Genomic DNA, 26,642 nt, shown 5'->3' on the forward strand with positions numbered 1-26,642 from the left:
GGGGGAAGCTGTGTTAACAAAATGTGAGAAATATGATATAATATCACAAGTATAAGCACAGTTATATGAAAGGAGAAATATATGATATTAGCAATAGCAGGTATAATAAGTTTGTTTATCTTGGCTTTTATGGTACCATTCCTGTCCTTTTTACTACCAGTATATAAGATAAAAAAGATGGAGAGGCTGGACGGAAGAAGGAAGCTCATTGCAAACTTAGCTGCCATGGGAATAATATCTATTGTGGATCTGAGGTTACTTCCATTTTATATAGGAATATTCTTAGTAATCGAGACTCTCTACTACTACTTTAAAAAGGTTAAACCAGAGGTTGCTATATTTGACAGGATTATGATATCCACAAGTATTGTAACGGTATTTACCATAGGTCTGACCCTACTTTTAGTAGGCAATGTAACGGAGATGCTTGAAGTAAATAAGGCTATGTATATGAAGGTTATGGATCTAGATACCAGAGAAGCCAATGAGATATTTCAGTTACTGAAGGAAAACTCTATCTTTATAGTATTTATCTACTCCTTTATATGTAACTATCTTACATACTTTACACTGGAGTCTAAAACTTACAGAGGTTGGGATATGTCCTATAAATGGATACTCCTATACATAGTTACATTCTTTGCCACAACTGTAGGTAAGATAGATAACTTCTATGTGGATAATATCTTCAATATAAGTAAACTTATATATGTAGTATTTGGAGTTAAGGTAATCTATACTATCCTGAGGGGAAGAGCTAACAGATTCAGAGGGCTTGCTAAGATGACAGCAGTACTTACAGCGGCAACCTTTCCAACAGTGGTATTCCTTCTGGGAGCATTAAAGAGTTTTAATATAAAACTAAGTATACAAAAAAAATAGATTTGGGGGATGATGATATGGCAAAAGTAAAAGTAATACTGACACAAGATGTAGCAGGACAAGGAAGAAAAGGAGAGATCGTAAACGTTTCTGAGGGTTATGCAAAGAACTTCATCCTAAAATTAAACAAGGGAATCATCGCTACCGATGAAGAATTAAAAAAACTTGATAAGAAGAAGCAGAAAGCTGAGGCTAAGAAGGAAGAGGAGAGAGTAAAGGCTGTAGCTCTTAAGGAAGAGATAGAGAAGAAGACTCTTACTATGGACGTAAAGGCAGGAGCAAATGGGAAGATATTTGGATCTGTAACAACTAAGGAGATCTCAGCAGCTCTTGAGAAGGAATTTGGATATAAGATTGATAAGAAGAAGATAGAGGCAAACATCAAGACAACTGGGGAGCACAAGGTTACTTTAAAGCTTCACACAGATGTAAAAGCTGAGTTAAAGCTTATTGCCAAAGGTTAAGGAGAAAAATATGCAGAATTTAGAAAATTTAAAGAAGGTACCAAGCAGTTTGGAAGCAGAAAAATCCGTATTGGGAGGAATCCTTCTAAAGCCCGATGCACTTGGTGATGTGGTTGAGGTACTTACTCCTTCTGAATTCTATAAAGCAGCCCATAGAAATATATATGAGGCCATGATAGAGTGTTACAACAATGGGGAAGTTATCGACCCCATTGTTTTAATTGAGAAGCTAAAAAAGATGGAGAAGTACGAGGAAAGCGGAAGGGAGCAGGTAATCTATGAGATTGCTGAAGCAGTCCCAACAGCAGCCAACCTGATCAGCTATGCAAAGATAGTAAAGGAAAAAGCTACCCTAAGAAGGTTAGGGGATATAGGTACAAAGATAGTTGAGATGTCCTATGAGGGATATGAGGAAGTAGACAGTATCCTGGACAAGGCAGAGGGAATGATATTCAAGATCTCTGAAAGCAAGGAGAGCAAGGATGTAGTTAATCTGAAGGACATTATGAGTGAGGAGTTTGAGAGACTGGAGACGGTTTATCAGAACAAGGGAGTGGCCACAGGAATATCTTCTGGGTTTACTCACTTTGATGATATGACCAGTGGATTCCACCCTTCAGACCTTGTAATACTGGCTGCAAGACCATCTATGGGTAAGACAGCCTTTGCGCTGAACCTGGCCCTGAATGCTGCTATGAACGAAAACCAGGGAGTTCTTGTGTTCAGTCTGGAGATGTCCAGTGCACAGCTGCTGCAGAGACTTCTTGCTATACAGGCAGGTATAGGTCTGCAGAAGCTAAGAAACGGATTCCTAGCTGAGGATGAGTGGGGAAGGATAGGTATAGCAAGTGGAAAGCTGTCCAACTCAGAGATAAATATAGCAGATGTTCCCAATGTAACGGTACTGGAGATAAGAGCCATGGCTCGTAGACTGAAGGCAGCTGGAAAGCTGGATATGATACTTATCGACTATCTGCAGCTTATCAGTGGTGCAGGTAAAAATGAGAGTAGACAGCAGGAGATATCTGATATCTCAAGAGCTCTTAAGGGGATAGCAAGGGAGCTGAATGTTCCTGTAATTGCCCTTTCACAGCTGTCCCGTGCTACTGAACAAAGAGCAGACAGAAGACCAATGCTATCCGACCTGAGAGACTCAGGTGCCATCGAGCAGGATGCGGATATGGTAGTATTCCTATATAGAGATGATTACTACAATGAAGATAGTGAATTTAAAGGAATATCCGAGGTTATTATAGGTAAGCAGAGAAATGGTCCCGTGGGAACAGTTAAACTTAACTTCCTTCACGAGCAGACTAAGTTTACAAATTATACAGGACAAATAGATTAATAAAGCAACGTGATGTTGTATCCATTGTGGAGTTTAAAATTTAATCAATAATAAAATTGGAGCTAACAGCTCCCTTTTTATTGCTTAAGGGAAGTATTCAAGTTTAATACTTCCTTTAAGTGATAAAAGGATGATTAACTTAAGCCTTTATCACTTATAAGGATAAAGCAAATTGAAGGTAGAAAGATTTTAATCAAAAGTCTTTATCCTAATTTGACATTAAGAAACCCTATAATTAGACTTTAAACTAGTCTGTAAAAACGATGAAATTATGAAGGTGCAAGTAATTCATAGGATTTTTTAAGGAGATGATTTAATCAATGAAGAGAGCAGAACTACTAGCTCCAGCTGGTAACATGGAAAAGATGAAGATGGCATTCCACTACGGTGCTGACGCTGTGTATCTGGGGGGCAAGGTGTTTAACCTAAGAGCCGGTTCACATAACTTTACAGAGGAAGAGCTAAGGGAAGCAGTAAGGTATGCCCATGATAGAGATAAAACTGTATGGGTAACATTAAATATAATCCCACATGATCACGAAACAGCAGGTCTGGCTGAATATGTAAAATTCTTAGATGAGATAGGTGTAGACGGTGTAATTGTAGCAGACCTAGGAGTATTTCAGATAGTACAGGAAAACTCAAACCTGGCTATTAGTGTGTCTACTCAGTCCAGTAACACCAACTGGAGATCAGTAAAGATGTGGCATGAGATGGGAGCAAAGAGAGTGGTACTTGCCAGAGAAAATACTCTGGAAAATATAGCTCTAATTAGAGAAAAGGTACCTGGTATTGAGATAGAGGTATTTATCCACGGGGCAATGTGTATGTCGGTATCTGGAAGGTGTCTGCTAAGTAACTATATGACAGCCAGAGATGCCAACAGAGGAGACTGTGCCCAGTCATGTAGATGGAAGTACTCTATAGTAGAGGGTGGTAAGGACAATGAAGGTGACTATAAAGAGGTATTAGATGGTGATGAACCTACTCATATTTTTAGCTCAAAGGACCTTTGTACAATAGAAATAATAGATAAGATACTAGATCTTGGAGTTGACTCACTTAAGATAGAGGGAAGGATGAAGGGGATCTACTATGTATCCAATGTAGTAAGGTCTTATAGAGAAGCATTGGACAGCTACTATAGTGGTAGCTATAAGTATGATGAGAAGTGGCTAAGAGAGCTAGAAACTATCTCACATAGAAAATATACTACAGGATTTTATTTTGGTCAGCCAGATTCAGATGCTCAAAACTATAATAACAGAAACTCATATAGTCAGAGTCATCAGCTAGTGGCTAAGGTTGTAGAAAAAGTAGATGAAAACACATATATCCTAGCTGTAAGAAACAGAATATTCTCTGGGGAGGAACTGGAGGTAATTAGTAATACAGGGGAACCTAAGATAATAACTCTACCTACAATGACTCAGATAAAGGGTAACTTCGAAGAAGAGGTAGAGGTATCTCATCCAAATACTACTGTAAGAATAACTCTAAATACCGATATAAGTGAGTTAGATATGGTAAGAAGAGTACTTCCTGAAGAGAAAGAGTAGTTAATCTGTTGTAAAAGTATTTAGACTTTATAATTTGAATGAAAAAATGTGTAGCATAAAGGTGCAAGTAATTTGTGTAACTTTTAAGGAGATGCAAAATGAAAAGAGCAAGAATAAATGCCCCAGCTGGGGATATGAATAAATTGAAGATAGCGTTAAAAGCTGGAGCAGACAGTGTCCTAGTAGGTGGAGAAGGGTATAATATAAAGACTACTTCACATAGTTTTACAAGGGATGAACTAAAGGAAGCAGTGGACTACACTCACTCTTTAGGTAAGGAACTATGGGTAACCCTGGATATGATTCCTACAAATAAAGAGCTAGAAGGGTTGGATACCTATGTGAAGTTCTTAGATGAGATAGGAATAGATGGAGTACTCATATCTGATCTAGGAGTATTTCAGGTAGTAAGAGATTACTCGGACCTAAAGATCAGTGTGTCAACCCAGTCTAGTAATACCAACTGGAGATCAGTAAAGATGTGGTATGGACTAGGAGCAAGAAGAGTAGTCTTAGCCAGAGAGATCTCAATAAAGAATGTAGCTGAGATAAGAGAAAGAGTGCCTGAAATGGAGATAGAGATCCATACCCACGGAGCAATGTGTATGGCTAGTTCAGGTAGAAGCCTGTTGAGCAGCTACATGTCTACAAAGGAAGTAACAAAATCAGCGGATGAAAACTGGAAGTTTTCTATAGAGGAACAGACAAGACCTGGAGAGTATATGCCTGTATATGAGGATGAGCATGGTACTCATATCTTCCATTCTAGAGATTTATGTACTATAGAGTACCTAGATAGAATATTAGAACTAGAAGTAGATTCTTTAAATATAGAGGGAAGGATGATGGAGGAAGATTATCTGGAAACCTCAGTGAGAGTTTACAGGGAAGCTTTAGAGAGCTACTACTCTGGTAACTATGAGTATAAGGAGGAGTGGCTGAAGGAACTACAAGAGGCAGCTCCAAGAAAGTATACTGCAGGATTTTACTTTGTAAATCCCGGAGAGAAGACAAAGGACTACGAATAGATAAAATAAAAAAGATGGAGAAATCCATCTTTTTTTTATTGTTAAGGAAAGCATAGAATTTATAAAAAGTTTCTTGAAGTAGCCGGTGCTCCTTTTGATTATTGGGGTGCAACGTCACGTTGCTTTTATTACTCTATGCTCTTTAGTATCATAATCTTAGCTTTTTCTTCCTTAAGTTCCTGGTTCTCCTTCTCTATAGCTTCCTGATCTGCACCTAGGGCTGCATCCTCAGCTAATCCCCTACTCATTCTTTCAGTGTATTCCATCTCTCTCTCGTCTACCTCTTTAATCTCCTGCCTGACATCTTCAAACTCAGAGGTGATATACTGGTTGAAGCCCTGCATTCCTCCTGAACCTCCGCCACCTTGGGCATAGGTTAAACCACTGATCAATATGGTTAATATTAATAGTTTCTTCATGGTATACCTCCCTTCCTACTCTATTGTTTAATTAGATTAAGGTCTAAACTAACTGATACACTATATAATGGTCCTTCAAAATAAATTTATTTTAAAAAGTAATATAATTATTTTTAATAATAGGAGGGGAAGTCCTGGGGAAGGTGAGGCAAGATCTTCAAAATAATTTAGACTTATTTAATGAAAAGTGAAGTAATATCTAAGTGGAGTAATCCTATTAAATAAAGTATATTAGTGACATGGAGGGAGTAGAATGAATGAAGTGATTGAACTGCTTATGGAAAGGAAAAGTATAAGAGCCTATGAGGAAAGAGAGATACCTCAGGAGATAAGGGAAAGGATACTGGAGTCAGCCATAAGAGCTCCCACTGCAGGAAATATGGTTCTCTACTCCATACTGGAGGTAGAGGATCAGGGAATAAAGGATAGACTGGTAGAAACATGTGATAATCAGCCAATGATAGCCAGGGCACCCCTTGTCCTTATATTTTTAGCAGATTTTAGAAAGTGGATGGACTACTTTGAAGTTTGTGATGTGAGGGTTATAAATGAGATGAAGGGGATAGAGGGCTACAAGCCTGGAGCAGGGGATTTTATGCTCTGTGTCAGCGATGCCCTTATTGCTGCTCAAAATGCAGTGGTAGCTGCAGAATCCATGGGAGTTGGCTCCTGCTATATCGGGGATATAATGGAGAACTATGAGATCCACAGGGAACTCTTTGATCTTCCAGACTACACCTTCCCAGTGGGGCTGCTGTGCTTTGGATATCCTACTGAAAGTCAGCTGAGAAGGCCTCTGACTACAAGGTTTCCCAGGGAAAGTGTTGTCTTTAAGGATAGGTACAGGAGGCTCGACAGGAAGGAGTTCCACAGGATGTACAGTGAGATGGATGAGAGAGTATTTAAGGGGAAGTACCTCGAGGGGTGCAACAATATAGGCCAGCACTACTATAAGAGGAAGGTGACCTCTGATTTCATGGCTGAGATGAACAGGTCTGTAGCTACAGCCATCAAACTTTGGTGTGGGGAGCCCCAATATTAGAGGAAGATTAAGAAAATAATAAAAAATTTTAAAAAAAATAAACTTTTAGTGTATTGGTGTAGTCAAAAAGTTGTAACAATTTTTTAGGGGGAGAAAGATGAGAGTTTTGAAGAGTCTAGAATTAGTATTACTATTGCCTTTTATTGTCTTGGGGAAGCTGGAGCTTTTGTTTGAAAACTAATCTTTTCATGGAGGAGAAGCAGCTAAATTAAAAGTAGAGGGGGAGTGGCTGAGGCTGCTCCTTTTTTATTATTTAAGAAAAGTATAGGGTCATAGATTAATTCCATTGTAAAAAACAATTCCATAAGGTTATCAGGGGTGGAGCGTTACGCTCCTTTTTAGCTGGGGAAGATTAAAATTTAATAATTAAGAAGGAAGAGAACTTTAAATGTGGGATATATAAGGTATCTAAGTATATTTACAGAGAGGGGGAAAATTATGAAAAAAGTAATTTTATTCCTTGCACTACTAATAATGTCTGTAGGTGTAGTAGCAGAGAATATAGAGAGGCCACATATAGATGCAAAGAGGGGTTTAAATATTGAGAAGGTCATTGCCCTGGGAACTTCAGCTGAAGAAGATGAAAAGATAGAGGAAGGAGCAGTGAATGAGGAGCTACAGGAGTGGCAGGTAGTACGAAAATTTAGTAATGAGATAGAGGGAGAGTATCCAGTGGATTTAAAGTACCAGGGAACCCTTCCGGAAAATCTAAGCTATATAATAATAGCAAGACCCAGGATAAACCTTCGAGAGAAGCCTACCACAGAGAGTGAGATAGTGGCCAAAGCCTACGAGGGAAAAAGATATAAGGTGCTGGAGCTTGTGGAAAATGACATGGGAGAGGAGTGGTATAGGATAGATACCCCTGAGGGGGAGGTCTTTGTCTATAAAAAGATAGTGCTCTTCAGAGAGTTCCGTTTTGCCAAGATGGAGGAGAAGATAGGGGAGCTGGAAGGTTTTATAGAGGGAAGCATTGCCAGCGGCATGGAGGTAGCTTCAGTGAATGCCTATATACCCAACCCGAACAATGAAGGTCTTATGAGGGACACAGATAAGTATGGCAATGTAGAGGATCAGAGTGCTGTGGGATACTATAAGGGAACCAAAGTATTTGTAGCAGACAGGACCATAGTTGCCATAGAGGGTGAGGTAGGAAAAAGGTATCGAATAATTAAGCAGGGGGGAGAGGAGCCCTATCTGGATATATCCATGAGAAGGATCGACAAAAGACTTGTTATAGACAGTATGCCCAGAAAGGCCATAGTAATAGATATAAAAAATCAGAACTTAGGAGTATATGAAAGGGAGGAGGACACGTGGAAGCTCATCTCCTATACCTACAGCAAGACGGGGATAGAGAGCAGGCTGGGATTCAAGACTCCAAGGGGGGCCTTCATAGTTCCCACGGCTAAAAACTTTATGATATATAACGACGCCTACGGTGAGAAGGAGGGATACGCCCAGTATGCAATAAGATTTTCAGGGGGAGGCTATATTCATGGGACACCATTTAACCTCACAGAGGAGGAGGAGTTGGAGAAGTATAGAAGGATAAAGGAATCCCTCCTCGGAAGCTACCCCGGAACAAGGAAGTGTGTAAGAAATACCCTGGAACATGCCGAGTTTCTCTTTGACTGGGTAGTTGGAGAGGAGAGGAGAGAGGGGAACTTTCAGGGGATAGAGGAGAATGTAGTGGTAATCGTCATCTAGGACAGGAAGCAACTGAATATAGGCAGGTAAATAAAAAAGCTGAGTTAATCTCAGCTTTTTTCAATCCAGTGCTCTAAAAGGATCTTTGTAAGGTATGTATCCGATGGTCTCTCCTTAGAGACGATTAGCTTGTGGTTGCTGTCTAGGAAGAGGTAGTTGATATTCTTGCAGTTGGGACATGTAGAGCTGGCCACCTCTGAAAACTCATAGATATAGACATTGTTTAACTCCTCATCCAGGTTTTCAAGGTGCCACTGGGCCTTCTCATGAACCTTCTTCTTAAGGGGCTTGGGTCTCTTGGTTGTATATCTGTGATCACAGTGACAACAATTTATGGTGGTGTCATTTCCTGAGAATATATCAAAGATAGACATAGAAACACTCCTTTCTTTACTTTATTTACTAGAAATATACCCATTAAATTAAAAAATCCTTTTGGAGAGTTTTAGAAGAAGTTGTGGAAAAAGTGTTGATTTCTCTATTTGATATAGGGTAAAATACCAGGGTAGGTACCAATAAATAAGGAGGAATTAAGTTATGAAGAAATTATTGATAGTAAGTGCAACAATGTTACTTTTAGTGGGATGCTCATCTGCAGATGAAAAATCAATGGATTCACAGATTACAGATCTCCAATCACAGGTGACAACAGTAGAGGCAAATACAGCTGAATTAAGAGATGAAGCAGTAAGCCTTAAGAATGAGGCTATGTCTCTAAACAAAAAAGTAGATATGTTAAACTCTAAAGTAGACGCAATAAAAGAAGCACTATCTGAGTAGGAGGGAGTTGTAGATGAAAAAAATATTAATATCTTTAGCTGCAGTAACTCTACTAGTAGGGTGTAGTTCTGCAAAAAAGGCGGATACATTAAATAATATGGAAACATCCCTTGCAAGGGTAGAGCAAGAGAACGCAGATGTTCAGGAGATGCTAGAGGGATACAAGTCGGATATCCAGTCAGCTAAGGCGACAATCTCTTCTCTAGAGAGCGACATAAATGCTATAGATGCATTTGTAAATCCAGAGACTGTCTTCGACAAGGACGGAGTAATAATCAAGCAGGAGAGAGACACACTGACTCTTATCATGCCTACAGATGTAGTATTTGACTTCAATAAGGCAACTATCAAAAATGAGTTTAAGCCAATGCTTGACACTGTAGCAGAAGCATTAAACATCTATACTGCACTTCAAGTAAAGATCGACGGACATACAGATAATGTAGGGGAGTATAACTACAATATGAGCCTTTCCAAGAAGAGAGCGGAAAGTGCAAAGAACTATCTTGTGTCTAAGGGTGTAGACACTAAGAGAGTGGAAACTGAAGGATTCAGCTTCTCCAAGCCAGTGGCATCCAATGCAACTCAAGAGGGAAGAGACAAGAACAGAAGAATCGAAGTTATCTTAAAGAAATAATTACAAGTAGGATGAGACCTGGGAGAAGATCCCGGGTCTTCTTTTATAGGGAGAAGATCTGTGAATATATTGATAACAGGGGTAACCAGCGGGATAGGAAGAGCCCTCACTATAAGGTATATAGAGGAGGGACACAGAGTAATCGGAGTGGCAAGAAGGGAGGAGAGGTTAAGGGCGCTAAGGGAGGAGCATGGGGAGAACTTCTCCTATATAAGGTGGGATCTCGGGCAGGTAGATAAGCTCGGGGGCCTGGTAGAGAGGATAGAGGATGAGGGAGTGGAGATAGATCTCCTTATAAACAATGCAGGTATGGGGAACTATGGAGAATTTGTAGAGGAAGAGATAGAGAAGGACCTTCAGATGATAGATATAAATATTACAGCTGCCACCTACCTTACCAAGGTTTATCTGAAGAGGATGAGGGAGAGAAATAGTGGTGGTATAATAAATGTGGCCTCCACTGCAGCTTTTCAGAGGGGGGGCCTCTCATGGCAGCTTACTATGGAACTAAGTCCTATACCCTTACCCTAGATGAGGGTATAAGGGGAGAGCTTTCCAAGATTTCAGGGAACAAGGTGAGGATCATGACCCTCTGCCCGGGACCTACCTCCACTGAATTTGTAGGAATGGAGGGAGGAAAGAAATCCATTGCCATAACAACTCCAGAGGAGGTGGCCTCAGAGTGCTACAGGGGATATTTAGAGGGAAGAGAGATAGTTATTCCAGGGAGGATAAACAGGCTAGCCAGCTTTGTGGGAAGGTTTATACCCAGAAAGATCCAGAGAGGCATTATCTACAGGATACAAAAAAATAAGAGACCCTAGGGTCTCTTTAACTTTTATATAGTTTTTTATATAGTTTCCATCTGTCGTGGAACCACATCCACTGGCTTGGGTTTTCTCTTATAGCTTTTTCCATGGCATTGATGAGTTTCTGAGTGTTGTGAAGCACATCTGCCTTGAAGTTACCGGTTTTTTCAAGCTCCATTACCATGATTTTTGTGGTACAGGTATTATCCTTGTGCATCACATTGTAGCACCAGGCAAAGGGCATGTCATACTTGAGAGCGAGGGATACAGCACCTGTAGGGGCAACAGTCTCCTCACCAAAGAAGTCAACAACGGCTCCCTTATCCCTGTGGTCTGAAAACAGAGCAATTATATCTCCCTCTTGAATATGCTTCATAAGCTCTCTAGAGGTGGTTTTAGATTTTTTTAGGAGAGTAACGTTTGCTTCCTCTCTGTTCTTTGTAATATATTCATCCAGGTAGGGGTTTCTCTGAGCCTTGGCTACAGTTGTGAAGTGAAACTTTTCAGCAGCTTTAAGGGAGGCTTCCATATTTCCCATGTGCATGGTAGCAACCATAATTCCCTTTCCTTCGGTATAGAGTTTTTCAACTTCTTCCATTCCTACTAATTTAACATTCCCCTCTTTCTTTAAATACTCCCTGAACCACATGGAGGAAAGAAAAGCCTTTGACATAATCTTATATGAGTTAAGAGCGATTTTTTCCCTCTGTTTATCTGTTTTTTCAGGAAAAGCTAGCTTTAAGTTGGCAAGGGCTATGAGCCTTCTCTTTTTAATAAGCTTATAACCTACTACAGCTAAAAATTCAGCAAACTTAAAACGAGACCTTTCAGGGAACAACATCAATATTTTAAGTAAAACCATGGTGATAAAAAATTCAAATTTATGTTTCATATGAAAAGATCCTCCGTACCATTATATTATGGAATAAAATAAAAAATCATCAGAGTATATTTTAACACAATAACCTACCATCTACAAGAAAATGATATTGTGTACACTTGTACTTAAACAAATTAAAAATAATTTGACAAGGTTTGGTAATAAACGTATATTAAATAGAAAACAGAGGAAAGGGCGGGATAGTTAATGAGAGATTTGGATTACTTAAGGCTCCTGGGAAAGCAGTATCAGACTATTGGAGATGTCACTACAGAGATAATAAATCTTAAGGCGATACTTAACCTTCCAAAGGGGACTGAACACTTTTTGACGGATATACACGGGGAGTATGAAGCTTTCACCCATCACCTGAGGACAGCCTCAGGGGTATTGAAGTTTAAAGTGGATGATATTTTTGGATTCTCCATGTCACAGGAGGACAAGATAAACTTTACAACACTTATCTTCTATCCAGAGGAAAAGATAAAGCAGGTAAAGGAAATAGAGGAGAATATGAAGGACTGGTACAGGGTAAATATGTACAGGCTTATCTCTATATGTAAGGTTGTTTCCTCAAAGTATACGAGATCTAAGGTAAGAAAGGCTCTGCCTAAGGATTTTTCCTACATCCTTGAGGAGCTTCTAAACCTGGAATCTACACAGTTAAATAAGGAAGACTACTACCACCAGATAATAAACACGATAATTGAACTTGAAAGATCCGATGAGTTTATAGTGGCTATATCCAAGGTTATTCAGAGACTGGCTGTGGACAAGCTACACATCATAGGGGATGTCTACGATAGAGGTTATGGAGCTCACCTGGTAATGGATGAACTCATGAAGCATCACAATGTGGATATTCAGTGGGGGAACCACGATATCCTGTGGATGGGAGCTGCCCTTGGGCATCCTATAATGGTAGCTACAGCTATCAGAATCTCCCTGAGATATGGTAACCTGGAGAGTCTGGAGGAGGGGTATGGAATAAACATGCTTCCCCTTGGATCCCTTGCCATGAGAGAGTATGGGAGCGATTCCTGCAAGGAGTTTATACCTAAGCTGAGTCAGGAGCAGTTCTACAGCGAGAAGGACAAGGAGCTTATTGCAAAGATGCATAAGGCCATAGCCATCATACAGTTTAAGCTTGAAGGGGGAGCTATTCCCAAGAGAAAAGAGTTTGGGATGGATGACAGGATGCTCCTTCACAAGATCGACTATGAGAAGGGAACTATCAATATAGAGGGGAAGGACTATAAGCTTACCAGCAACAGCTTTCCTACAGTAGATCCCAAGGATCCATATAAGCTGACCAAGGAGGAGGAGGAGGTAGTTAAAAAGCTGACCTTCTACTTTAAAAACAGCGAGAAGCTTCAAAAGCATATGCACTTCTTCTACACAAATGGTTCCCTCTATCTGAACTACAACGGAAACCTTCTCTACCATGGTTGCCTTGTGCTAGATGAGATGGGGGAGTACAAGCCCTTTGAGATAGACGGGAAGAAGTATATGGGAAGGGAGCTTCTGGATAAATTTGAGCAGCTTGTGAGAAAGGCTTACTTTACAAAGGATATCTACTCAGTAGACTGGTTATGGTATCTGTGGGCTGGAAAGAAGTCTCCTATGTTTGCAAAGAGTAAGATGGCTACCTTTGAAAGATACTTCCTCAAGGAGAAGGCACTTCACAAGGAGGCACTGAACCCTTACTTCTACCTGAGAGACAGGGAGGATATATGCCAGAAGATCCTCAAGGACTTCGACCTTGACCCAGAAACAGGTCATATAATCAACGGTCACACCCCTGTAGAGGAAAAAAACGGGGAAAGTCCTATAAAGGCAGGGGGAAGACTTCTAGTAATCGACGGAGGATTCTCCAGAGCATACCAGCCAAAGACCGGAATTGCAGGTTACACCCTTATCTACAACTCGTGGGGACTGAGACTTGTATCCCACAAGCCCTTCACCTCAATTGAAAAAGCAGTTAGGGAAGGGGTAGAGATAAAATCCAGTATGAGAGTATTGGAGAAGACCAACAGAAAAACTGTAGCAGATACAGATATTGGAAGGGAGCTCAAGGATCAGATACAGGACCTCAGATCTCTTCTGGCTGCCTATAGAAATGGTACAGTAAAGGAAAAAATATCTAAACCAAATGAAAACTGCCTTTAGGGGCAGTTTTTCTATATAAAAGGAAGCCCCCAACTTTTAGAGTAAGTGTTTTTAAGGGGTGATATTATGATGGTAGAGGCACTTTACTATACAGGAAGGGGAAGGATAAGGGAGAAAAATGAGGACAGCCTTGTTGTGGGGGATATAATCTTCAACAGGGGCGAGCTAGAAGAGGTAAGGAGCAGGATTCTGGAGGGAGAGGGACTCATCTTTGCAGTGGCCGACGGTATGGGAGGCTACCCCGGAGGAGAGGTTGCCAGCGGAGTAATAGTTAATGAGCTGAGAAGGGAGAAGGACTCTATAGGAAGAGCCCTGGAAAGAGCCAGGATGAGGATGAGGGAGATAGGCCTTGAAAATAAGGTTCTCTCTCATATGGGCAGCGTAGTGTCTGGAATATTCCTAGAGGATAAGACGGTGAAGATATTCAATGTGGGAGACAGCAGGACCTACCTCTACAGGGATTCCCTGAAGCAGATGACCGAGGATGACTCCTATGTATGGGAGCTTCTTGCAGGGAAGGGACTGTCTCCAGGGGAGCTTCACGAGGAGATAAGACACCACTATAAAAAGAATATCGTGACCTCAGCTCTTACTGGTGAGCGGGGAAGGTATAACCTTGCAGAGAAGAGGATGGAGGCAGAGGTAGGGGACAGATTCCTCATTTGTTCCGACGGACTGTGGGAGGAGATGGAGTACTCCTTCATAGAGGAGTGTCTGGAAATGGAGGGTTTAAAGGGAGCCAGAAGGCTTCTGGAGAGGGCAAATATAGAGGCAAGGGACAATATATCCTTTATCATAGTTGAAATAAAATCCAAATAATTGTATACTTGTAAAGTAAAGAAAGAAATAGGAGGATAAAGTTGATTATAACTAAGAGTAAAAAAGAGATAGAGGTAATGAGAGAAGCAGGAAGGATAGTGGCAGAGTGCCATGACCTCCTGAAGGATGCAGTGAAGCCCGGGGTAACAACTATGGAGCTGGATATGCTGGTGGAGAAGCACATAAGAAGCAGGGGAGCAACTCCAAGCTTTAAGGGGTACCACGGGTTCCCGTCATCTATATGTTCTTCGCCAAACGACGTTATATGCCACGGGATGCCAGACGACAAGCCCCTTAAAGATGGGGATGTAATTACAATAGATATAGGAGCCTACAAGGGAGGATACCACGGAGATTCAGCATGGACCTATGCTGTGGGAGAGGTGTCTCAGGAGATAAAGACCCTTATGGAGGATACCCTGGAATCCCTTATGAGGGCAATATCTGTAGCTGTAGAGGGAAATACAGTTGGAGATCTGGGACATGCCATAGAGGAGTATATCAAGCCTAAGGGATATGGAATTGTTGTTGAATTTGCAGGACACGGGGTAGGAAGAAACCTATGGGAAGCGCCAGAGATAGTTCACAAGGGAAGACCTGGTACAGGGCCTAAGCTGAAAAATGGAATGACCATAGCCATCGAACCTATGATAACCCTGGGGACGTGGAAGTCTAAGATAGAGGCTGACGGATGGACAGCTAGAACTACAGACGGAAGTATATGCGTACAGTATGAGCATACCATTGCCATAACAGAGGACGGACCACAGATCCTTACACAACTTTAAATTAAAAGGAGCACACCTAGTTGGTGTGCCCCTTTTTTATTGTTAAAGAAAGTATAGAATTTATAAAATATTTACCTGAACAAATCAGTGTTACAACTGATTATCAGGATGCAACGTAACGTTGCTCCTTTATTTAAAATGAAAAGCTGTCCTTAAGCTCCTCTTCCTCTCTTGTGAAAAGGTTATTTACAGCCTTATACATAGCGCTCTTTCTTGAATTAAAGTCATATGCCTTGGCATCTGAAGTCTTGTTTATGAGGTACCCCTCTATATTCTTGTCTTTGGCAGTTATTGTAACATTGATGGAAGCCTCATACTTCTCTCCGATAATCTCCTTGTTGTTGTAGGTTACCGGATCTGTAAGGTCGATATAGTAGGAGTTTACATTTACATTGAAGAGGGTATTTACATCCTCGTTCATCTCCTTAGCTATAACCAGCCTTGTTGAGGAGTTCTTGGAAAGGGTGCTTATAAGGTTATCCACCTTGTTTTTAATGTAGTCATAGGCTTCGCTAGGATAGTCACCAGTAAGGGTAACCAGCATAACCTTAGGTGCATTGAGGATATTGTCGATCCTTGCTATCCTTCCCTCTATATCTCCCCTTGTGTAGTTAACTGAGAAGTTCTTCTCACTTCCTAGGATCATAGCGATGCTGCTGTATCCCTCAAAGTAATCCAGATCGTTTAGACTCTTCTGGAGAAGCTCCTTCTTACCCTGAAGGGTTTCAGTGGACTCCGACTTCCTTACGTTAAGATTAACGTAGTTTTTATGCTTCTCAGCTCTGTCTTCATATAGACCTAGCTTATCCTCGTCGATCTGGGCGATAACTCTGTACTTCTTTCTGAGGAAGTACTTCTTTGTCTTATACTCCACTCCCAGAAGGTCGGTTTTGGAAACAAGGTTGATACTGCTTATGATATCCTCCTTGGTCTCTCCATTGGTAAGGGCCTTTTCACTTGTATATGTACTCTCTACACGAACCCTTATCTGCTGGGATAGGTCGTTTAAGGCACTGTTTCTGGCCTCTTCAGAGGTTTTTCCATAGCCTGTTCCCTCAAGCCCCTTGGCCATGGAAACCACTGTAACTGCAACTAATAGTAAAAGTGTCAATATTTTCTTCATATTACTCAACTCCTTAGTAAAAAGATTCTAGTTAAAAAAGTTTTCCAGCTCCTGACGTAGCTCATCCTGGGACTTCTCAGACTTGAGTTCCTCAAGGTCCTCATCGTCCATCTCCTCCATAGCTTCCACAGTACCGTTAATAATGTTTTCATTATCAACTACCATGAGAACGAAGAGCTCTCCCTCTGGACTCTCCCAGGTCTTTTCAAGCCTGGAACCTGTAATATCCTCGGAGACAACATCCTGGTAGACCTCTTCTACCACTTTATCCACAGCGGCATTTTGATCTATTCCGCTCTTTGCCACATAGGATTTAATAGTAGAGTTAACCTTTATTCCGATCTGTCTTGCAAGGTCGGCTCTGGCATTGGCCATGGCTTCCTTTCTGGCAAAGTCAAAGCCAAGCTCCGTTATCTTGGCAGATCCAACACCTGCAATTCCTCCTTCATAGGTAGGAGAGGTAACCCAGTCAGGGTACTTTTCAGTCTGAGTGTAGTCCACCTTGGAACAAGCTGTGACTAATATCAGGGTGATAAACATAAGTATTATTTTTTTCATATCCACTTAAACCCCTTTCTTTTTATTTTGAATTATACTTAAATTCTCGAAGTAAAGTCAATAAAATCCCCATAATAATTGCCTAAGAGAGTTTCTTTATGTTATAATTTTCAGTGGAATTATGCCAAAAAATAACAATGTTAGAGATATAGACGGAGGTAAAAATGTTAATAGGAATAATTGGAGCAATGCACGAGGAGATAGTAGAGTTAAAATCTGTAATGGAGAACCTTACAGAGGAGAAGATAATAAACCTTACTTTCTATAAGGGACAGCTGAGAGGAAAGGATGTAGTTCTTGTAGAGGGAGGAATAGGAAAGGTAAATGCCAGCGTGTGTACAACACTTCTTATAGATCACTTTAAGGTTGACCAGGTTATCTTTACAGGAGTAGCAGGGGGAGTAAATCCAGAGATCAAGGTAGGGGATATTGTAGTTTCAACAGACCTTATAGAGCACGACTTCGACTGTACAGCCTTTGGAAGTGCCCACGGAGAGATCCCAAGAATGGAAACATCGACATTTAAGGCAGATGAGAGACTTGTGGAGATAGCTAAGGAAGTGGCTCTTGAGAAGTTTGAAGCTGAGAAGGTATGGGTAGGAAGGATCCTGAGTGGAGATCAGTTTATAGCTTCAGTGGAGAAGGTAAAGTGGCTAAACGACACATTTAATGCACAGTGTACAGAGATGGAGGGAGCAGCAGTAGCCCACGTATGCTATCTATTTAATACACCATTTGTGGTGCTTAGAGCTATCTCGGACAATGCGAACCACGATGCAGATATGGACTTTGCGGAATTTACAGTACTTGCAGCTAAGAACTCAAAGGAAATAGTAGAGGGAATGCTAGACAGAATATAGAGGTGAGTTGTGTGATAGATGAGAAGGTTGGAGTAGAGAAGGTTTTAGAGGAACTCTATAACTACTCTATGTTTGGAATAAAGCTGGGACTTGAAAATATAAAAAATATCTGTGAGGCTCTGGGAGAGCCTCAGAGGTCCTACAGAGTGATCCATATTGCCGGAACCAATGGAAAGGGATCTACAGCTACAACAATTGAAAGAGGCCTTATAGAGGCGGGGTATAAGGTAGGAAAGTTTACCTCTCCCCACATAGTGAGATTCAATGAAAGGATCCAGTTAAACGGTGTGGAGATATCCGATGAGAAGATCTGTGAATACTTCCTCAGGGTAAAGGAAGTTCTTGAGGAGAGAGAGATAAGGGGGACCTTCTTTGAGGTAACCACAGCCATGATGTTTCTCTACTTTAAGGATGAAAATATAGACTTTCTGGTTCTGGAGACCGGAATGGGAGGGCGTTTCGATGCCACCAATATCGTGGATTCCGAGATCGCTGTCATAACCAATATAAGTCTGGATCACACAGGCTTCCTGGGAGATGATATCTACACCATAGCCAAGGAGAAGGCAGGGATAATAAAAGCCGGATCCAAGGTAGTGGTTGGGGACAGCCAGGAGGATGTTGCAAGGGCCATAGAGGATGAAAAGGATGATTATACAGATGTACTGAAGAAGTATAGGGATGTTAGCTACAGACTGGACACCAAAAACTATACTACAGAGATAGAGCTTCAGGGAAGAAAATACAGCTTCTCCCTCTTTGGGAACTATCAGGTAAACAACTTCCTCTGTGCCTATGAGGTCCTTAAAACTCTAAATATATCCGAGGATGTTATTGAGAGAGCAGCTACCAAAGTTTCCTGGCCGGGAAGGTTTGAGGTTGCAGGAAGGGCACCCCTTCTCATCCTGGATGGAGCACACAATGTGGATGCTGCCAAAAGGCTCAGGGAAAATATAAACCTCTCCTACAGGGAGGATGAGGTAGTTGCCATAGTCTCTGTGTTAGAGGACAAGGATATCCAGGGAGTGATGGAGGAGATCAGAGGGTTTACAGATACTATCATCCTCACATCTCTAGCTGATTTTAAGAGGGGCCTCAAGGGAGAGGATCTCCTAAAGTATACAGACAGCTTTCAGAGGGCAGTTGTCAGAGAGGATATAGATGAGGCATACAAAGAAGCTCTAAGCTTAGGTAAGGGGGCTGTAGTTGTATGCGGATCCTTCTATCTCTTGAGTAAGTTTAAGGGGAGGTAACCTTTGAAAAAGGGAAGAATCTTAATAAGGCTAATCATGATAATATTTATGCTTGCCTTTCCCATATATCAGCTTCATATACTGATAAACCAGTACAGGGATACAAGAAGAGTTGATATTGAAAGGCGGGATAAACTTACAGAGGAGTTCAGGGATAGCTTTCTTGTGAGAAGGGAGGACTTCTACAAGGATAGAAGTTATCAGAAGGAATTTAAAAAACTTCAGGAGAAAAAATAGTCTTTTTCAAGGGGGAAGTTCAGGTGGCGACTAAAAAGGAAGTAACGGAAAAATCCTTCAGTATAAGGGAGATGATAAAGGAGTTTAACCTTGAGGTTATAAGTCCGGGGGAAAACCTGGATTATAAACTGAGCGGGCCTAACATATACAGAAGCGGCCCGGAGCTCACAGGTTACTTTGATGAGGACTCCCAGGTATTGGAGGATCACATACATATATTTGGAAAGGAAGAGGTAGCTTATCTTGAGAGCCTCTGCAGAAAAAAAAGAAGGGATATACTGGAAAGGTACTTCAGCTATGGGTTCCCAGGTATTATCCTTACCTACGGAGCGGAGCTGGATGATGATTCCCTGGAAGTAATTGTAGGAAGGGGAAAAGCTGTTCTAGCCTCTATGATGAGTACAAGCAACTTAATCAGGGATATGAAGTACTACCTTCAGAGGAGACTGGCTCCAGAGATGGTCATAGAGGATCACATACTTCTGGAGATCTTCGGTATGGGGATAATGATTACTGGATATCACGAAGCTAAGATAGGTGCTACCATTGAGCTTATCGAAAGGGGACACAAGTATATCACAGATGAGTACCTAGTCCTCCAGAGAACAGGAGACAACCAGTTATTAGGGGTAAATGGCTTCGATAAGTCCGATCCAGATAAGCACTTCTTCCTGGTAAACAAGGATGGAAGTAAGATAGATATTACAGACAGTTTTGGAGTGGGGGCTACCCGTAAGGAGAAGCAGGTAAACCTTATAATAAACCTGGAGAAGTGGGATGAAAAGAAGTTCTATGACAGGCTTGGGGTAGACAGGGTATATGAAAACCTTTTAGGGGTTAATATTCCCACTATAGATCTCCCAGTAAGGAAGGGAAGAAATCTGGCAGTAATAATAGAAACAGCAGCTATAAATGAGAGGCTTAAGGTGAGTGGTACCAACTCAGCTGAGTACTTTTTAAATGAAACTAAAAAACTCATAATGGAAAACAAGAAAAGAAACCAGGGAGAAAATGCTATGAAAAATCATGTGTCTCTATCTGTAAGGGAGTTAAAGGAAAGGTTTGACCTTGAAGTAATATGCGGAGAGGAGAAACTGGAAAATACCTATATATATAAAACTAGTATTCACAGGCCGGCACTGGCCCTTTCAGGTTACTACGATACCCTGGAAGAGGATGGACCAGACAGGATACAGGTTTTTTCAGAGGGTGAGTTTGGATACCTTGAAAGCCTATCAGAGGATGTAAAGGTGGATAATCTAAAGAAGTACCTGGAGTATAACTTCCCGGCAATAGTTCTTGCAGGGGTAAAGAATGTACCGGAATACTTTATAGAGGCAGTGGAGGAGGCAGGACTAGTTCTTCTTATGTCCAATAAGAGGAAGACCAGCCAGATAATTGCTGACTTCAACAGCTTCCTGGAGGCTTACTTTGCTCCAGCAATAACTCTTCACGGGGTATTTGTGGAGATGTATGGTTTTGGAGTCCTTCTTACTGGTAAGAGTGGAATAGGTAAGAGTGAAACTGCTCTTGAGCTGATCCACAGGGGACACAGACTGGTAGCAGACGACATGGTAAAGTTTATAAAACATCCCAGCGGCGATATAGTAGGAAGGGCAGCAAGACTTCCTCACTTTATGGAGATAAGGGGACTGGGAATTATAGATATAAAAACCCTCTATGGACTGGGAGCAGTAAGGCTGAATAAAAGGCTGGATGCTATCCTTGAGCTGAGGGAGCAGAAGAGTGAGGACTATCTGTCCTCTGCAAAGTTCTCAGGAGGAACTATGGAGATATTGGGCGACTCCATATATAAGGCAGAACTTTACATCTCCTCTGGAAGAAATGCAGCAGCCATGGTAGAGATAGCAACTATGAACCTCATGGCTAAAAAGCTGGGTCACGACCCTGAAAAGGCTTACAGAGAGGGAGTGACTAGATTTTCACAGGAGGAAAAGAGAATACTTGGGTTAGATAAATAATTGGGGGAAAAATGAAAAGACGTTTAAAGAATATATTAATGGACTATTTTATGGTCAATCTGGGAACAATTATCACTGCAGCGGGGATAGCACTATTTCTGGCACCTGCCAAGATAGCTTCTGGAGGGGTATCTGGTATATCTATTATCATCAACTATTTGACTGGGTTTCCAATAGGGATGATAATGCTTGCTATAAATATACCTATATTTCTACTGGGACTAAAGGTGTTTGGAAAGGCCTATGGTTTTAAAACTTTTTTTGGAACTGTGATGCTTTCCGTGTATGTAGATTTAATTGGGTGGCTGATACCAGATGTCAACACCCTTATTGACTTTCATAAGGGAGCCAACTACCTCCTTGCACCTATCTACGGAGGTCTCCTTGTAGGAGGCGGGATAGGTCTTATTATGAAGTTTGGAGGAAGTACTGGGGGAACAGATATTGTGGCTCAGGTAGTTCATAAATATACCAAGATTCCAGTGGGGCACGCAATGATGGGAGTGGACTTTATGGTTCTTTCATCAGCGGCCATGATCTTTGGTTTCGAAAAAGCACTGTATGCCCTGGTGGCACTGTATGCCCTGGGAGTGGTGATCAATAAGATCCTTGAAGGGGTCAGCCACAGTAAGATGGTATATATAATAAGTGATCAGTATGAGGAGATAAGGAATATAGTTATCCACGATATCGGAAGGGGAGGTAACGGCCTTAAGGTAGACGGCCTATACACCAACCAGGAAAGAAAGATGGTAATGACTGTAGTCGGAAACAAGGATATCCACGTACTGACTGAACTTATCAAGGAAGTGGATAAGAAAGCCTTTGTCATCATATCGGAAGTATATGAGGTATTGGGAGAGGGATTCTCCCCAATGACAGGGAAGTAAAAATAAGCAGACAAAGCAGGTGAAGAGATGGATAAAGTTATAATAAAGGATATGCAGGTATATGCCTATCACGGGGCTCTTCCCGAGGAAAATGTCCTTGGGCAGAACTTCTTTATAAGTCTTGAGATGATGTTGCCTCTAAAGGAAGCAGGGATGACAGACGACCTTACAAAGGGTGTAAGCTATGCAGAAGTATATGAAAGGGTGGAGAAGCTAGCTAAGGAAAATACCTTTAAGTTAATAGAGACCCTTGCTGAGAGAACAGCAAAACTTGTAGTGGAGGAGTTTCCAGTAGAGAGTGTTAAGGTAACAGTAAGAAAACCTCAGGCACCTATTCCTGGGCAGTTTGACTATGTAGCTGTGGAGATAGAGAGGTCCAGAGGGGACTATGAGTAGAGAGGTAAGGGCCTATCTGAGTATGGGTTCCAATATAGGAAATAAACTCTACTACCTTATGGAGGGGCTTCTTATGATAGATGCCCTTGAGGGAGTAAAGTTAACCCAGGTGTCCTCCTTCTATGAAACGGAACCATGGGGATACACGGAGCAGGACAGCTTCTACAATATAGCTGTAGAGGTAAAGACAACCCTTCTTCCCTTTGAGCTCCTGAGGAAACTTCAGGAGGTAGAGACAAAACTTCACAGAAGGAGAGAGTTGAGATGGGGGCCTAGAACCATAGATATAGACATTATATTTTATGATAACCTCACCCTCCATATAGAGGAACTTACCCTTCCCCATCCAAGATATCAGGAGAGAAAATTTGTGTTAGCCCCCCTCTATGAGGTATACAATAATAAGGCTGAACTTCTGAAGTATCTGAGAAGGGATAAAAGCGAGATAAAAAAGATAACTCCGAGGATCCTTGTTAGCTCATGCCTTCTAGGGGAGATGTGTACCTACAGGGGAGGAAGCAACAAAAAGGATATACTGGATGTAATAGGTAAGGTAGAATATATAAAGGTATGTCCAGAGGTAGATGGTGGACTTACCACTCCCAGAACTCCAGCTGAAAGGCAGGGAGGGAGAGTGGTGACAGCAAATGGGGAGGATGTAACAGCTCAGTTTGTAAGAGGTGCCCAGATAGCCCTTGAAAGAGCTCAAGCCAACAATTGCAGCGTGGCTATAATGAAGGCCAAGAGTCCCTCCTGCGGAAAGGACCTCATCTATGACGGGACCTTCAGCAGAAAGCTTGTAGAGGGCCAGGGAGTGACGGTAGAACTTCTTGAGAAAAACAATATAAAGGTAATAGCACTATAAGGAGGTTATTTTGTCTTTTGAAAAAATAATTGATAGAATAAGGGAATCCAACAGGATAGTTATACTCTCCCATGTGAATCCAGACGGAGATGCAGTGGGAGCAGGTCTTGGACTATTCTTAACCCTAAATAAGCTCAATGAGGAGCTTAAAGCAGCAGATGAAGACTATATGGAAAAGGTAGTAAGGTTTGTCCTAGAGGACAATATCCCGAGAAATCTAAGGTTCCTAGAGGGAAGCGAGATGATAGAAAGGGATCAGTATGTGGAGTCTAAGTATGACTTTGATCTGGCTATCTGTGTGGATGCAGCTACCGATGAGAGGCTAGGAACTACTCACAGACACCTGGAGAGAAGTAAGTTTGTTATAAACATAGATCACCACACGAGTAATACCATGTTTGGAGATATAAACCATGTGGAGGATATATCCTCATCCTCAGAGATAATCTATAAGCTTATAAATGAGATGGGGATCGAGATTACAAGGGAGATAGGGGAAGCCCTCTATACTGGTCTTGTAAATGACACTGGAAACTTTGCCCACTCCAATGTAACCCCTAAGACCTTTGCCATGGCAGCAGACCTTATGGAGAGGGGAGTGGATAACTCCAAGATAGTGAGGGAGTTCTTCCATAATAAAAACCTTCCAAGTTTAAAGCTTATGGGGATGGCTCTTCAGGAGATGGTATATAATTCTGAAAAGAAGTTTACATACTTTTACCTGAGCAGTGAAGCCCTAGAGGGAATTCAGGGCCTCAAGGAGGATGCAGAGGGGATCGTAAACCTCATCAACTCCTACAATGAATCTGAGGTATCTCTCTTTATGAGGGAGGAGAAGGACGGAAGCATCAAGGGAAGTATGAGAAGCAAACACAATGTAGATGTAAATAAGATCGCCGGTATGTTTGGCGGTGGCGGCCATGTGAAGGCAGCTGGATTTACAGCGTGGGATATGACACCTGAAGAGGTAGTGGAAAAAGTTTTGAATAAATTATAAGGAGTGGTGTAGCATGAAGAAACTATTAACTTGTTTAATGCTTGGGTTAGTTCTTGTGGGATGTGGAGGAACTACAAGCAAGGTAAGAAAGGACGATAAGATCCAGGATCTTAGAAGATATGAGCAGGATGTAACTGTAGGACCTAAGAGAAGAATCGTTGTAAGCAAGGTAAAGAATGAGACAAGATTCGGAAATGAAAGACTGGGAAATATAGCTACAGATGTAATGCAGTCTGAGTTTTCCAAGTCAAACAGATTCGTTGTTCTTGAGAGAGCAGATCTGGATACTATTATAGAGGAAACTGAATTTTCCAACACACTGGGACAGGGAAAGATAGCTGGTCAGCAGCAGTTCCTAGATGCTGAATATGTAATTGTGGGAGCCATAACTAAGTATGCTGTAAATACAACTGGTAAGAGCAAGCTTATCTCTAAATCTAAGGAGCAGAGAGCGGAAGTAGCTCTTGATGTAAAGATCATCAATGTACTTACTGGAGATGTATGGGCTGAGCTTGGAGAGGGATATTCTACAGTTAAGTATGGAACTACTCTAGGTGTAGGTACAACTGGAGGATATGATGAGAGTCTTGAGCAAGAAGCCTTCAGAGCAGCAACTATCAATGCTATGGAGAATATCATAAAGAGAATAGACTCTACTCCTTGGACTGCTAAGGTTGTAAGAGCAGACACAAATAGAATCTATATCAATGCTGGAAATCAGAGTAACCTAAAGGTAGGAACGAAGCTTGATGTATATAAGCAGGGAGAGAAGATCGAGTTTGAAGGAAAGTTCCTTGGATTTGTTGAAAACAAGGTAGGAGAAGCAAGGGTAGTGGACTACTTGGGAGAGGACGCTGCTATTGCTGAATATGACGGTGAATCATTTACTACTCCAGCTGTAGTAAAACTAAGAAAGTAGGGTCATGAAAAGGAGCTGGATTCTCTGGCTTCTTCTCATTCTTCTTTTTACAGGATGCAGTAGCACAAGAACCCTTTTAAAGAGCGAAACCAATGAAGTACCGGCTAAACTGGCCGTTCTTCCTGTAGATAATTTAACCAATGATGTGGCTGGATCCCAGATTCTTCGTCAGGTGATCCAGTCCACTCTGGCAGAAAACTATAAAGGTTATGAGGTTCAGAGCTTAGAGGAAACCGATGAGCTTCTGCGAAATGTAGGGATAACCGACGGAGGACAGCTGAATGTATTCCACCCCCTGGAACTAAATGAGATTCTTGGAGTGGATGGAATCCTCTACCTCAAGTTGTCGGAACTGGAACTCCTTACCCTCCCCTTCTATCATGTGAGGAGGGTGGATCTGACCTACAGCCTCTATAACATGGGAAAACTTCTTCAGGAAAAGCCTGTTGTCGTTGTTAATCGTTTTGTGGATATACACGGAATACTGAAAACCCTGGATGACCCCGGTGAGGGGATGAACAGGGCCCTTGCAGGGATGGCTATTGGTCAGGGAGTGAGATTTGTGACGGCGGGAATAGCTGATCACGAGCTGAAACCAGAGATGTATATGGCAGCCAACGACCTCTTAAAATCCCTTCCAAGGGGAGCCTGTGAGGATGAGGGGTATGTAAACAAGGTAGAGGGCGAACTGACAGAGCTTCGTGAAAGGGTAGAAGATGGAGACAAGATAGCTCCAGAGAAGATAGAGGAGAGGGAGAGAGTAGAGGAGGAAGTGACCGAGGGAGGAATTATCCTTTTTTAAGGGGCTACAAAATAAAATGCAAAAGGAGCTGAAGAATGGACTTTGACATTGTTTTTCTAAAACCTGAAAAATTTGAAGATACAAGAAAGATAGTAGAGCACATAAAAAAGGACAGGATAGTACACATAAACATATCCAAGATGGATACCAAGGACAGACAGAGAACTCTTGACTTTGTCAGCGGAGCAGCCTATATCCAGGATGCCAGACTGATACAGCCGGGGGATGCAGTATTCTGTACAGTTCCATCTGGGAAGGATTACTTCCAGGAGGGAAGCGTGGCGGCAGAGGACAACGACCTTATCGACCTGAGATACGATGAGGAAGAGGAGATCAAGCCCCACTATTAATTAATAAGAGGAAAGTAGTGAATAGAGTTCACTGCTTTTTCTTTTTGTTGAATAAAGGATAGGGAATGAAAAAAAG

At 41.6% G+C, this 26,642-nt stretch carries 30 protein-coding genes; 25 read left to right on the forward strand and 5 right to left on the reverse strand.

The features are described from left to right. Positions 1-81: 81 nt before the first annotated feature. From QMG11_RS07020 to QMG11_RS07040, 5 genes are all read left to right on the forward strand, one after another. Positions 82-882, forward strand: a complete 801-nt coding sequence (locus QMG11_RS07020) for a hypothetical protein (protein ID WP_281834669.1) — start codon at positions 82-84, stop codon at positions 880-882. Between the two features lie 17 nt (positions 883-899). Next, on the forward strand, positions 900-1,346 hold the full coding sequence (gene rplI, locus QMG11_RS07025) for a 50S ribosomal protein L9 (protein WP_281834671.1): 447 nt from the start codon (positions 900-902) through the stop codon (positions 1,344-1,346). A 10-nt stretch (positions 1,347-1,356) separates the two neighbouring features. Next, complete coding sequence (gene dnaB / locus QMG11_RS07030; RefSeq protein ID WP_281834673.1) at positions 1,357-2,694, forward strand: replicative DNA helicase; 1,338 nt, start codon at positions 1,357-1,359, stop codon at positions 2,692-2,694. Between the two features lie 320 nt (positions 2,695-3,014). Further along, entirely contained in the window at positions 3,015-4,253 is a 1,239-nt protein-coding gene (locus tag QMG11_RS07035; RefSeq protein ID WP_281834675.1) for a peptidase U32 family protein, read from the forward strand. A 98-nt stretch (positions 4,254-4,351) separates the two neighbouring features. Next, the gene (locus tag QMG11_RS07040) at positions 4,352-5,281 is read left to right on the forward strand and encodes a peptidase U32 family protein (RefSeq protein ID WP_281834677.1); all 930 of its coding nucleotides are present in this window, start codon (positions 4,352-4,354) and stop codon (positions 5,279-5,281) included. 128 nt (positions 5,282-5,409) lie between these two features. Here QMG11_RS07040 and QMG11_RS07045 read toward each other — a convergent pair whose 3' ends face one another. Then, positions 5,410-5,700: a hypothetical protein gene (locus QMG11_RS07045; RefSeq protein ID WP_281834679.1), complete on the reverse strand. Its 291-nt coding sequence runs from the start codon at positions 5,698-5,700 to the stop codon at positions 5,410-5,412. 253 nt (positions 5,701-5,953) lie between these two features. On the opposite strand from QMG11_RS07045, the gene QMG11_RS07050 reads away from it, so the two are divergent. Both QMG11_RS07050 and QMG11_RS07055 read left to right on the forward strand, forming a co-directional pair. Continuing rightward, positions 5,954-6,742, forward strand: coding sequence for a nitroreductase family protein (locus QMG11_RS07050; protein ID WP_281834681.1), 789 nt, complete (start codon positions 5,954-5,956; stop codon positions 6,740-6,742). Between the two features lie 438 nt (positions 6,743-7,180). Further along, complete coding sequence (locus tag QMG11_RS07055; RefSeq protein ID WP_281834683.1) at positions 7,181-8,452, forward strand: L,D-transpeptidase family protein; 1,272 nt, start codon at positions 7,181-7,183, stop codon at positions 8,450-8,452. A 50-nt stretch (positions 8,453-8,502) separates the two neighbouring features. Here QMG11_RS07055 and QMG11_RS07060 read toward each other — a convergent pair whose 3' ends face one another. After that, a complete protein-coding gene (locus QMG11_RS07060; protein ID WP_281834685.1) occupies positions 8,503-8,826 on the reverse strand; it encodes a hypothetical protein in 324 nt (107 codons plus the stop codon). A 163-nt stretch (positions 8,827-8,989) separates the two neighbouring features. On the opposite strand from QMG11_RS07060, the gene QMG11_RS07065 reads away from it, so the two are divergent. From QMG11_RS07065 to QMG11_RS07080, 4 genes are read left to right on the forward strand one after another with little or no spacing between them, the layout of a single operon-like run. Beyond that, positions 8,990-9,232 (forward strand): hypothetical protein, encoded by a 243-nt coding sequence (locus tag QMG11_RS07065; RefSeq protein WP_281834686.1) that lies wholly within the window; start codon positions 8,990-8,992, stop codon positions 9,230-9,232. A 13-nt stretch (positions 9,233-9,245) separates the two neighbouring features. Then, positions 9,246-9,869: an OmpA family protein gene (locus tag QMG11_RS07070; RefSeq protein ID WP_281834687.1), complete on the forward strand. Its 624-nt coding sequence runs from the start codon at positions 9,246-9,248 to the stop codon at positions 9,867-9,869. Between the two features lie 60 nt (positions 9,870-9,929). Then, a complete protein-coding gene (locus tag QMG11_RS07075; RefSeq protein ID WP_281834689.1) occupies positions 9,930-10,400 on the forward strand; it encodes an SDR family NAD(P)-dependent oxidoreductase in 471 nt (156 codons plus the stop codon). Next, the gene (locus QMG11_RS07080) at positions 10,358-10,693 is read left to right on the forward strand and encodes an SDR family oxidoreductase (protein WP_281834690.1); all 336 of its coding nucleotides are present in this window, start codon (positions 10,358-10,360) and stop codon (positions 10,691-10,693) included. The genes QMG11_RS07075 and QMG11_RS07080 overlap by 43 nt, the downstream gene beginning before the upstream one ends. Positions 10,694-10,700: 7 nt before the next feature. Here the strand turns inward: QMG11_RS07080 and QMG11_RS07085 are convergent, their stop codons facing one another. After that, positions 10,701-11,570, reverse strand: a complete 870-nt coding sequence (locus QMG11_RS07085; RefSeq protein ID WP_281834691.1) for a lysophospholipid acyltransferase family protein — start codon at positions 11,568-11,570, stop codon at positions 10,701-10,703. Positions 11,571-11,765: 195 nt separating this feature from the next. Between QMG11_RS07085 and QMG11_RS07090 the strand changes: the two genes are divergently transcribed. The 3 genes from QMG11_RS07090 (at position 11,766) to map (ending at position 15,334) form a co-directional block, all read left to right on the forward strand. Next, positions 11,766-13,727 (forward strand): fructose-1,6-bisphosphatase, encoded by a 1,962-nt coding sequence (locus tag QMG11_RS07090; RefSeq protein ID WP_281834692.1) that lies wholly within the window; start codon positions 11,766-11,768, stop codon positions 13,725-13,727. A gap of 66 nt (positions 13,728-13,793) precedes the next feature. After that, positions 13,794-14,546, forward strand: a complete 753-nt coding sequence (locus QMG11_RS07095) for a PP2C family protein-serine/threonine phosphatase (protein ID WP_281834693.1) — start codon at positions 13,794-13,796, stop codon at positions 14,544-14,546. Between the two features lie 41 nt (positions 14,547-14,587). Beyond that, positions 14,588-15,334 carry a type I methionyl aminopeptidase gene (gene map / locus QMG11_RS07100; protein ID WP_281834694.1) on the forward strand — a complete coding sequence of 249 codons (747 nt, stop codon included), beginning with the start codon at positions 14,588-14,590 and terminating at the stop codon, positions 15,332-15,334. A gap of 133 nt (positions 15,335-15,467) precedes the next feature. On the opposite strand, the gene QMG11_RS07105 is transcribed toward map, so the two are convergent. Continuing rightward, positions 15,468-16,457 (reverse strand): LPP20 family lipoprotein, encoded by a 990-nt coding sequence (locus tag QMG11_RS07105; RefSeq protein ID WP_281834696.1) that lies wholly within the window; start codon positions 16,455-16,457, stop codon positions 15,468-15,470. A 27-nt stretch (positions 16,458-16,484) separates the two neighbouring features. Next, entirely contained in the window at positions 16,485-17,015 is a 531-nt protein-coding gene (locus tag QMG11_RS07110; RefSeq protein WP_281834697.1) for an LPP20 family lipoprotein, read from the reverse strand. A gap of 164 nt (positions 17,016-17,179) precedes the next feature. Here QMG11_RS07110 and QMG11_RS07115 point away from each other — a divergent pair, with 164 nt between their 5' ends. Genes QMG11_RS07115 through QMG11_RS07165 form a run of 11 tightly spaced genes read left to right on the forward strand, consistent with a single transcriptional unit; the run spans position 17,180 to position 26,566 of the window. Then, positions 17,180-17,875: a 5'-methylthioadenosine/adenosylhomocysteine nucleosidase gene (locus QMG11_RS07115; RefSeq protein ID WP_281834699.1), complete on the forward strand. Its 696-nt coding sequence runs from the start codon at positions 17,180-17,182 to the stop codon at positions 17,873-17,875. Between the two features lie 14 nt (positions 17,876-17,889). Next, positions 17,890-19,128 (forward strand): bifunctional folylpolyglutamate synthase/dihydrofolate synthase, encoded by a 1,239-nt coding sequence (locus QMG11_RS07120; protein WP_281834757.1) that lies wholly within the window; start codon positions 17,890-17,892, stop codon positions 19,126-19,128. Positions 19,129-19,131: 3 nt separating this feature from the next. After that, positions 19,132-19,365 carry a hypothetical protein gene (locus QMG11_RS07125; RefSeq protein WP_281834701.1) on the forward strand — a complete coding sequence of 78 codons (234 nt, stop codon included), beginning with the start codon at positions 19,132-19,134 and terminating at the stop codon, positions 19,363-19,365. A 23-nt stretch (positions 19,366-19,388) separates the two neighbouring features. Continuing rightward, the gene (hprK, locus tag QMG11_RS07130) at positions 19,389-21,347 is read left to right on the forward strand and encodes an HPr(Ser) kinase/phosphatase (protein ID WP_281834703.1); all 1,959 of its coding nucleotides are present in this window, start codon (positions 19,389-19,391) and stop codon (positions 21,345-21,347) included. An 11-nt stretch (positions 21,348-21,358) separates the two neighbouring features. Further along, positions 21,359-22,237 (forward strand): YitT family protein, encoded by an 879-nt coding sequence (locus tag QMG11_RS07135; RefSeq protein ID WP_281834705.1) that lies wholly within the window; start codon positions 21,359-21,361, stop codon positions 22,235-22,237. Positions 22,238-22,264: 27 nt separating this feature from the next. Continuing rightward, complete coding sequence (gene folB / locus QMG11_RS07140) at positions 22,265-22,633, forward strand: dihydroneopterin aldolase (RefSeq protein WP_281834707.1); 369 nt, start codon at positions 22,265-22,267, stop codon at positions 22,631-22,633. Continuing rightward, positions 22,626-23,498: a 2-amino-4-hydroxy-6-hydroxymethyldihydropteridine diphosphokinase gene (folK, locus tag QMG11_RS07145; RefSeq protein ID WP_281834710.1), complete on the forward strand. Its 873-nt coding sequence runs from the start codon at positions 22,626-22,628 to the stop codon at positions 23,496-23,498. Before folB ends, folK begins: the two co-directional genes overlap by 8 nt. Before the next feature lie 7 nt (positions 23,499-23,505). Continuing rightward, on the forward strand, positions 23,506-24,495 hold the full coding sequence (locus QMG11_RS07150) for a DHH family phosphoesterase (RefSeq protein WP_281834758.1): 990 nt from the start codon (positions 23,506-23,508) through the stop codon (positions 24,493-24,495). Positions 24,496-24,508: 13 nt separating this feature from the next. Continuing rightward, entirely contained in the window at positions 24,509-25,414 is a 906-nt protein-coding gene (locus QMG11_RS07155) for a CsgG/HfaB family protein (RefSeq protein WP_281834712.1), read from the forward strand. A gap of 4 nt (positions 25,415-25,418) precedes the next feature. Beyond that, positions 25,419-26,216, forward strand: a complete 798-nt coding sequence (locus tag QMG11_RS07160) for a GNA1162 family protein (protein ID WP_281834715.1) — start codon at positions 25,419-25,421, stop codon at positions 26,214-26,216. 35 nt (positions 26,217-26,251) lie between these two features. Next, entirely contained in the window at positions 26,252-26,566 is a 315-nt protein-coding gene (locus tag QMG11_RS07165) for a cell division protein SepF (protein ID WP_281834717.1), read from the forward strand. Positions 26,567-26,642: the final 76 nt, after the last annotated feature.

Source organism: Propionigenium maris DSM 9537, assembly GCF_027925155.1.
GTDB classification, from domain to species: domain Bacteria; phylum Fusobacteriota; class Fusobacteriia; order Fusobacteriales; family Fusobacteriaceae; genus Propionigenium; species Propionigenium maris.